Here is an 8,323-nt window from a genome sequence, read left to right as displayed (position 1 = left end):
GTCATGGCGGCTCCCGTCACAGGGGGTGGGCGCGTGCGGCCGAGCGGTGGCCGCGGGCCGCCGGGACGGGCCCGGCGGGTGGGCACACCTCCTTGATGCCGCCGCCCGCTGGCCACCACGTGGCGTGTCCGGGACGCCCGGGTGTGCGGTGGCTGAAATGCTCGGCGCGCGCCCCGTGCGCCCCCGCGCGTGGCGCGTCCCGTGGCCCCTCTCCCGGTCGTCCGCCGGTTGTCCCCCGGTTCTCGTCCGTACGCGCCTCCCCGCGCCCGGCGGGAGTTGGCACAATCTCCCGGGACGGTCGCGACGCCATGGGACGACGGGAGAGCCAGATGACGCGGTCCACGTTCACCGTCGAGGTGAGCGGTACCTCCGGTTCGCACGCGGGGCTGTGGCCGGAGGGCGAGTGCTTCATGATCCTCCCCGACGGCGAGCACCGCGCGGAGAACGCGCTGGCCCGGATACGTCTGGTCAAACCGGGCGGTCCGCTGGAGTCCGACGCGGCGGTCTCGCGGCTCTCCGGTCCGCCGCCGGACGCCGGCCCGACCACCGTCACGGAGGTGGAGCGACGGGCCGAACTCCTCGCCGCGCAGTTCGAGGAGCACCCCGTGCTGGTCCTGCACGACCCGGACAAGCGGCTGCTGTGCTCGGTGCATCCGGAGCCGCTGGCGAAGGGCGAGCCGCGGCACTTCGCGGTACTCGACGAGCAGGGCGCGCCGCTGTGCCATCTGGCGCGCGGCCGGTCCCCGCTGACCCGCCGCGCCTTCTGGCGCATCGACCCGGCCGACGGCGGCCCGTCCCTGACGGGGCACAAGGGCACGGTCGCCGGCTGGCTGGGCTTCGCGCTGCTGCTGCCCGTGTGGGCGCTGTTCTTCGTGGTCTCGCTGGTGATCACGCTTGTCACGCTGGGCAACACGCTGGAACTCATCGTGTGGGGCTGTCCCCGCCGGATCGTCTGGCGGCGCTCGGGCAGCCCGCGCGCCGCGCTGGACTTCCGCTACCTGCGCTCCAACTACTCGTGGTGCGAGACACTGCTGGACCGGCGGGTCGCCTACGCCCAGGCGGCGCTGCACCAGTTCGGCAAGTACCGGGCGGGCTGAGCGCCCCGGAAAAGAGTGGGCGGAACGGCTCGACGTTCTGCACTCTGGTAGGTGGGGCGAATGCCCGTGGTGCCATCAGCAGGGAGAGCCGCCATGACCCGCCAATCCAGCCGGAGCGCCCACTCCGGCCCGGCGATCGAGACGTCGAACCTGGTCAAGGTGTTCGGCGAGACGAGGGCGGTGGACGGCGTGGACCTGACCGTCCCCACCGGCACGGTGTACGGGGTGCTCGGGCCGAACGGCGCCGGGAAGACGACGGCGGTCAAGGTGCTGGCGACGCTGCTGCGGCCGGACGGCGGCGAGGCGCGGGTGTTCGGGCACGACGTCGTCGCGGAGGCCGACGCCGTCCGCGGCCGGGTGAGCCTGACCGGCCAGTACGCCTCCGTCGACGAGGACCTGACCGGCACGGAGAACCTGGTGCTGCTGGGCCGGCTGCTCGGCCACCGCAGGGCCGCCGCCCGGGCCCGCGCCGCCGAACTGCTGGCCGCGTTCGGCCTGAGCCGGGCCGCCGGGCGCCAGGTCAAGCACTACTCGGGCGGTATGCGGCGGCGCATCGACATCGCGGCGAGCATCCTGAACACACCCGATCTGCTGTTCCTGGACGAGCCGACCACCGGTCTCGACCCGCGCAGCCGCAACCAGGTGTGGGAGATCGTCCGGGCAGTCGTCGCCCAGGGCACCACGGTGCTGCTGACCACGCAGTACCTGGACGAGGCCGACCAGCTCGCCTCCCGGATCGCGGTGATCGACCACGGCCGGGTGATCGCCGAGGGCACCAAGGGCGAGCTCAAGGCGTCGGTCGGCGCGGGCTCGGTGCATCTGCGGCTGCGGGAGGCCGAACAGCGGCCGCGGGCCGAGCGGGTGCTGGCCGCGGTCCTCGGGGAGAGCGTCGAGCTGGGCGCGGACCCGCTGGCGCTGACCGCGCGCATCACCGCCGCCGACGGCTCGAAGGGCCCGGCGGCCGCCGAGCTGGCCGCCCGCGCGCTGGCCGACCTGGCCGGTCAGGGCGTGGTGGTCGACAACTTCTCGCTGGGGCAGCCCAGCCTGGACGAGGTCTTCCTCGCCCTCACCGACCGCCGACCGGTGGACGCCCCCGCCGTCGACGAGCAACCGGCCGCCGAGGGCCGGGAAAGGGGCCGTGAAGGATGAGTGGCACATCGACCACACAGACGCGTGGCGAGGAGCTGGCCCCCGTCACCACCGAGGACCTGACCGCCCTGCTGGTCGGCGGCGAGCGTCCGCCGAGGCCGAGTGCGCTGTCGGCGTCGCTGACCTTCGGCTGGCGGGCCGTGCTGAAGATCAAGCACGTGCCCGAGCAGTTGTTCGACGTGACGGCTTTCCCGATCATGATGGTGCTGATGTACACGTACCTCTTCGGGGGCGCGCTGGCCGGTTCCACCACCGCCTACCTGCAGTTCGTGCTGCCGGGCATCCTGGTGATGAGCGTCGTGATGATCACGATGTACACGGGGGTGTCGGTCAACACCGACATCGAGAAGGGCGTCTTCGACCGCTTCCGCACCCTGCCGATCTGGCGGCCGGCGCCGATGGTCGGCTACCTGCTCGGCGACGTGCTGCGGTACACGGTGGCGTCGGCCGTGATGATGACGGTGGGCTTGGTGATGGGCTTCCGGCCGGCGGGCGGCGTGGTCGGCGTGCTCGCCGGGGTGGCGCTGCTGCTGGTGTTCTCGTTCTGCTTCTCCTGGGCCTGGACGATGTTCGGGCTGATGCTGCGCTCGGAGAAGTCGGTGATGGGCGTCAGCATGATGGTGCTCTTCCCGCTGGCCTTCCTGAGCAACATCTTCGTCGACCCGGCCACCATGCCCGGCTGGCTCCAGGCGTTCGTGAACAACAACCCCGTGTCCCATCTGACCTCCGCGGTGCGGGTGCTGATGGACGGCGGCTGGCCGCCCACCGAGATCGCCTGGACGCTGGGCTGGGGCGCGGCGCTGACCGCCGTGTTCGGCACGATCACGATGCGGCTGTACAACCGCAAGTAGTGCGACGGCGCCCTGCGGGTCGCACACTGGGCTCATGCCGGAACTGCCGGAGGTGGAGGCGCTGCGCGCCTACCTCGAGCCACGGGTGGTCGGCCGGACCGTCGCCTCGGTGCGGCCCGTCGCGGTGAGCGTGCTGAAGACGTTCGACCCACCGCTTGAAGCGCTGGTCGGCCGCCGGTTCGCGGCGGTGCGGCGCTGGGGGAAGTTCCTCGACCTGGCCGCTGAGGACGGCCCCCACCTCGTCGTGCACCTGGCGCGGGCCGGCTGGCTGCGCTGGCGAGACGAGGAGCAGCCGCCCGCCCGGCCGGGGCGCGGACCTTTGGCGTTCCGGCTGCGGCTGGCCGACGGCGCCGGCGGCTTCGACCTCACCGAGGCCGGCACCCAGAAGCGGCTCGCGGTGTACTGCGTGCCGGACCCGGGCCAGGTGCCCGGCATCGCCCGGCTCGGCCCCGAACCGCTCGCCGACGCGTTCGACCTGGACACCTTCGCCGGTCTGCTGCGCGGACGGCGGCACCGCGTCAAGGGCGTGCTGCGGGACCAGAGCGTGATCGCCGGGATCGGCAACGCCTACTCGGACGAGATCCTGCACCGCGCCCGGATGTCCCCCTACCGGCTCGCCGCCGACCTGGCCCCCGGCGAGGTCGAGCGGCTGTACGAGGCGCTGCGCGGCACCCTGGCCGAGGCCGTGAGCCGCGCCTCGGGGCTCGCCGCCGGGGAGCTGAAGGCCGAGAAGCGCGGCGGCATGCGGGTGCACGGCCGCACCGGGGAGCCGTGCCCGGTGTGCGGGGACACCGTGCGCGAGGTCTCGTTCGCCGACTCCTCCCTCCAGTACTGCCCGACCTGCCAGACCGGCGGGAAGCCGCTGGCCGACCGACGGATGTCACGCCTGCTCAAGTAGCACCTCGGACGACGGGCGACTGACGTCGGGCGGCGGTGCCGGCCCGAGAGGCGCTCCGTAAGCTTCCGAGACGTGACTGCTGCCCCCCGGAACGTCCCATCCGCCGCCCAGAGCGGCGCCCCGCCCAGGCGCGGCTTCCTCAACCGGCCCTGCACGGTGGTGCTCTGCCGCGGCTGCTGCTGCGGCACCGAGCGCAAACGGCCGGGCGTCGACCACGACGGCCAACTCGCCCGGGTCCGGGCCGCGGCCGACGCGTCCGGCGGCCGACTGACCCTGCTCACCACCGACTGCCTCGGGCCCTGCGAACACGCCAACGTGGCGGTGCTGCGCCCCTCGGCGGCCGGCCGCCGCCGAGGCGGCCGGGCGGTCTGGCTCGGCGGAGTGCTCACCGAGGAGGCCGTCGGCGCCCTGCTGGAGTGGGCGGACGCCGGCGGTCCCGGACTCGCCCCCGTTCCCGCCCTGTTGACCGAGCACGTGATCAGCCCGCCGAAGCCGACCTGACCGGCTGCCGCCGCCGAGCGAAGCGGCGGAGTCCCGGCGGACGCGGGCCGGGGCGGACGGGGCCCTCGCCACCGCCCGCCCCGGCCCGCTCAGCGCCCACCGGTCGCCGCGCGCTCGCGGCGTACGGCTCAGCGGCCGACGCGTGCGCCGCGCCGCTTCCACAGGACGGCGGCGGCCACACTGCCGACCAACAGCGCCGAACCACCGGCCAGCGCAGCGACGTTGACACCGCCGCCGTCGCTGGTGCCGCCGACGCCGGTGCGCACCGGGCCGCTGGGGGTGCCAGGCGCCTGGTGGCCGGCCCCCTCGTGCCGCTCCTCGTGCCGGCCGTCGCCGTGCTCGTCCTTCTGCCTGTCCTTCTGCTTCTCCTGGTCCTCGTCCCTGGGCTGGTTTCCGTGCTGGTCCTTCGACGGCCGGTCGTGGTCGCCGTCCCGGCCGTGGTGCTCCTCCTCGGCGGCCTTGTCGTGCTGCCGCTCCCGGTGCTTGTCGGCCCGCGGGTCCTCCGCGTCGTCCCGGCCGTCGTGGCCCTTGCGTTCGGCCGTGTCCTGCTTGGGCTCGGCGGACCGCTCGGCGTTCTCCCGGTCGGTCTTCCGCCGGTCGTTCGTGCGGTCGGCGGTCGCCTCCCGGTCCACGCGGAGGGTGGCCGCCCACTGCTCCCCGCCCGGACACAGGCCGTCGACGCCCCACTCGGAGACGCGGCCGACGGCGTTCGGTCCCTTGTCCGTGAAGCTCGCGGCGGAGGCGACCTTCGCCTTGCCCCGGTACGCGGGCCCGGCGACGGCGTCGTTGTCCTCCTGACCGGTGACCCGGGCCAGGCGTACCGTCCCCTTGGCGAACGCCTGGGAGGTGGCCTCGATGGAACCGGGAATCGTGCCCTGGACCGGATCGCAGCTGACGTAGACGGTGACAGTGCCGCCCGGGGCGACCTGGCGGGGCGAGATCTCCGCGTCCGCCGCCACCGCCGGGGCGGCGGAGAGGGCGAGGAGACAGGCGGTGCCCGCGAGTGCCGCGGGCGCTCGTAGGGCTGTGCGCATGTCGCTACTCCGTTTCCCGGGTGCGACCACCGAACGGGATCAGCGTGCGCTCGATCGATCACACCACGTGATCATCACGCTAGGGTCGGCCCGTGAGCGGCGCACTCGGCGCACAGCCATTCGAGTTCCGCCGGCCCCGGCCCCGGGGGCGGCGCGCCGGGGCCGGGACGGGCTCAGCGTTCGGTGACGGGGACCACCGCCACCGGGCACTGGGAGTGCAGCAGGACGGCGTTGGTCACCGAGCCCATCGCCAACCCACCGGGGTGCATACGCCTGCGGTGTCGTCCCACGACCACCACGTCCGCCGTCTCCGAGGCGGCCACCAGTCGGCCGGCGGCGTCCCCCGGAGCGATGGTGTACTCGACGACCACGCCCTCGTACCGTTCCAGGTAGGGCCGGAGCCGGTCGCGCTGCGCGTCCGCGGTGACGCGGGCGATCTCGGGCCCCTCGGGGTCGGTGGCGTCCGGATAGTTGCCGAGCATCGACATGCTGGAGAACGGCACCGGGTGGGTCGTCACGACCTGGAGCACGGCGCCCCGCCGACGCGCCTCGGCCAGCGCGAACTCCACCACCGGGGCGGCCGTTTCGGAGGTCTCCAGGCCGAGCACCACCCGCCCGTACGGTTCGGCCAGCGCTCCGCCGCCGCGTTCCTTGTGCGGGACGACGACCACCGGGCAGGCGGCGCGGGCCGCCGTCGCCCGGCTGTTGGAGCCCAGCAGCAGGCTGGCGAAGCCGCCCCTTCCCCGGGAGCCGAGCACCATCAGCTGCGCCTGCGGGGCCATCTCCGGCAGCACCGCCGCCGGAGATCCGCTCATCGTCGTGTACCGCACCTCGGGCAGGTCGCGGCGGTCGTGCAACTGCTCCTTGACCCAGTCCAGGACCGGGTCCTGGCCGGGCGGCGGCGCCTCGGGCATCGGCTCCGGCAGGCTGGTCACCTGCGGCGGCCACACCCACACGTGCACGACAAGCAGCTCGGTCTCTCGCCGGGTCGCGGCGTCCAGCGCCCACTCCAGCGCGCGCAGGCTGTGTCCGGAACCGTCCACCGCGGCGACGACGGGGAGGTTGTTCATGACGTATCAGTTCCTCTCGGCACGACCACGGGCTTCGGGACCCCGTGTCATTCCAGCCCTCTGTCATTCCAGGGTGCGCTCACGTGCCGTGGCGCGCGAGGGCAGTGGGCCGGCCGGGGGCACGCCCCAGCCGCCGCGACGCGTCTCGCGGTCCCGTTGTCCTGTCAGCCGGACTGTACGTAGCCGGAGTTGGGCTCCGGCAGGGCCGTTCGGCCCTGCCGTTCCACTGACCGGGCGTCACTGTCAATAACTGATCAGTCGTAGTTATGCTTCTTGCGGTTCAGCGCGGACCGGGAGCGGACGCGGTCGTTCCACGCCTTTGTCGTGCCCGGGCGCTGATCCGCCGCTGTCGTCCCCACACGTTCGGTTGGTTGAGCTGCTGATGACCCACGCTGGATCACCTCCAGGAGATCCCCGGCCCGCCTCGGCGCTCGTCTGGGTCCTGCCCACGGCGGTGACCGCCGTCGCCGCGCTCGCCGCGGCGCTCCTCGTCTCCCCGGGGCTGCGCGTCCCGATCTTCTGGATCGGTCTCGCCGCCACGCTGTCCACCGCCGTCGTCGCCGCCGAGGCCGCCCGGCGCGGTCGTACCGCCGCCGCCCTGCGCCAGGAGGTCGCCACCCGGGAGGCCGCGCTGGCCCGCCAGGAGGCGGAGACGGTCCGCCTCGCCGAGCAACTGCTGCCCCACGTCGTCGCCCGACTCCGGCAGGGCGACTTCCCCGAGGACGTGCTCGCTGGACTGGGCGAGGACCTCTCCCCCGGGCTGACCGAGGAGTTCCGCGCCGCCCACCGGGCGGTGCTGCGGACCGTCGTCGACGTGGTCTCCGCCGAGGAGGACCTGCGCGACTCGGCCCAGCGCGCGTTCGTGAACATCGCCCGCCGCGTCCAGGCGATCGTCCACCAACAGGCGGGCGAACTGCGGGACATGGAGGACCGGCACGGCCAGAACCACGAGGTCTTCGGTGACCTGCTGCGGCTCGACCACGGCACCGCCCTGATCGGCCGCCTCGCCGACAGCATCGCGGTACTCGGCGGCGCCCGCCCAGGCCGCCAGTGGAACCGGCCGGTGCCGCTGTTCAGCGTGCTGCGCGGCGGCATGTCCCGGATCATCGACTACCAGCGGGTCGAGCTGCACTCCGTGACCGAGGTCGCGGTCGTCGGCCCCGCCGTCGAGCCGCTGATCCACACGCTCGCCGAACTCCTCGACAACGCCACCCGCTACTCGCCGCCGCAGACCCGGGTCCACCTGACCGCCGTGGAGGTGCAGTCCGGCGTCGCCATCGAAATCGAGGACGGCGGCGTCAGCCTCAGCGAGGAGGCCCGACGCCGGGCCGAACGCATGCTCCAGCAGGCCCAGGAGGGCCTGGACCTCGCCGACCTCGGCGAGACCCCGCGACTCGGCCTGGCCGTCGTCGGCCGGCTGGCCCGGGCCTACGACTTCAAGGTCTCGCTGCGCACGTCGGCCTACGGCGGGGTCCGCGCGGTGCTGATCGTGCCGCAGGAGCTGATCACCACCGCGCCGGCCACCGGCCGCGCGCACGGCATCGGCGCCTCGTCCGGCCCCCGGCCGACGCCGACCACCACCGGCTCCGGTGCCGTGTCCGGCACCACTGCCGGCGCCGCTGCCGCCGGGGGCACCCTGGGCGGGTCCAACGGCCTCGGTGTCCCCGCCGCGCGCACGGCGGCGCCCGCCCCGGCGGCAGCGGCGCCGGCAGTGGTGCCGGAC

8 protein-coding genes are annotated in these 8,323 nt (G+C 74.0%); 6 read left to right on the top strand and 2 right to left on the bottom strand.

Annotation, left to right across the window (positions count from 1 at the left end):
• Nucleotides 1–329 precede the first annotated feature (329 nt).
• The 5 genes from FNX44_RS20015 (at nt 330) to FNX44_RS19995 (ending at nt 4,496) form a co-directional block, all read left to right on the top strand.
• Entirely contained in the window at nt 330–1,097 is a 768-nt protein-coding gene (locus FNX44_RS20015; protein WP_143649819.1) for a hypothetical protein, read from the top strand.
• A 93-nt stretch (nt 1,098–1,190) separates the two neighbouring features.
• Nucleotides 1,191–2,246: an ATP-binding cassette domain-containing protein gene (locus FNX44_RS20010; RefSeq protein ID WP_143649818.1), complete on the top strand. Its 1,056-nt coding sequence runs from the start codon at nt 1,191–1,193 to the stop codon at nt 2,244–2,246.
• A complete protein-coding gene (locus tag FNX44_RS20005) occupies nt 2,243–3,097 on the top strand; it encodes an ABC transporter permease (protein ID WP_143649816.1) in 855 nt (284 codons plus the stop codon). The genes FNX44_RS20010 and FNX44_RS20005 overlap by 4 nt, the downstream gene beginning before the upstream one ends.
• 34 nt (nt 3,098–3,131) lie before the next feature.
• The gene (locus FNX44_RS20000) at nt 3,132–3,995 is read left to right on the top strand and encodes an Fpg/Nei family DNA glycosylase (RefSeq protein WP_143649814.1); all 864 of its coding nucleotides are present in this window, start codon (nt 3,132–3,134) and stop codon (nt 3,993–3,995) included.
• Nucleotides 3,996–4,067: 72 nt separating this feature from the next.
• Nucleotides 4,068–4,496, top strand: coding sequence for a (2Fe-2S) ferredoxin domain-containing protein (locus FNX44_RS19995; protein WP_407699112.1), 429 nt, complete (start codon nt 4,068–4,070; stop codon nt 4,494–4,496).
• A gap of 128 nt (nt 4,497–4,624) precedes the next feature.
• On the opposite strand, the gene FNX44_RS19990 is transcribed toward FNX44_RS19995, so the two are convergent.
• Both FNX44_RS19990 and FNX44_RS19985 read right to left on the bottom strand, forming a co-directional pair.
• Nucleotides 4,625–5,530, bottom strand: a complete 906-nt coding sequence (locus tag FNX44_RS19990; RefSeq protein WP_143649812.1) for a hypothetical protein — start codon at nt 5,528–5,530, stop codon at nt 4,625–4,627.
• A gap of 173 nt (nt 5,531–5,703) precedes the next feature.
• A complete protein-coding gene (locus FNX44_RS19985; RefSeq protein WP_143649809.1) occupies nt 5,704–6,600 on the bottom strand; it encodes a universal stress protein in 897 nt (298 codons plus the stop codon).
• 382 nt (nt 6,601–6,982) lie between these two features.
• On the opposite strand from FNX44_RS19985, the gene FNX44_RS19980 reads away from it, so the two are divergent.
• On the top strand, nt 6,983–8,323 hold a 1,341-nt coding region (locus tag FNX44_RS19980; protein WP_228450041.1), incomplete at its 3' end, for an ATP-binding protein.

Source organism: Streptomyces alkaliterrae, assembly GCF_007097205.2.
Classification (GTDB): Bacteria; Actinomycetota; Actinomycetes; order Streptomycetales; family Streptomycetaceae; genus Streptomyces; species Streptomyces alkaliterrae.
The sequence above is the reverse complement of the archived record's forward strand: the minus strand, read 5'-3'. Positions and strand labels throughout refer to the sequence as shown.

Bases quoted from the DNA above. Each gene is read 5' to 3' on its own strand.
- FNX44_RS19985 (WP_143649809.1), bottom strand. From the start codon at position 6,600: ATGAACAACCTCCCCGTCGTCGCCGCGGTGGACGGTTCCGGACACAGC.
- FNX44_RS20005 (WP_143649816.1), top strand. From the start codon at position 2,243: ATGAGTGGCACATCGACCACACAGACGCGTGGCGAGGAGCTGGCCCCC.
- FNX44_RS19990 (WP_143649812.1), bottom strand. From the start codon at position 5,530: ATGCGCACAGCCCTACGAGCGCCCGCGGCACTCGCGGGCACCGCCTGT.
- FNX44_RS20015 (WP_143649819.1), top strand. From the start codon at position 330: ATGACGCGGTCCACGTTCACCGTCGAGGTGAGCGGTACCTCCGGTTCG.
- FNX44_RS20010 (WP_143649818.1), top strand. From the start codon at position 1,191: ATGACCCGCCAATCCAGCCGGAGCGCCCACTCCGGCCCGGCGATCGAG.
- FNX44_RS20000 (WP_143649814.1), top strand. From the start codon at position 3,132: ATGCCGGAACTGCCGGAGGTGGAGGCGCTGCGCGCCTACCTCGAGCCA.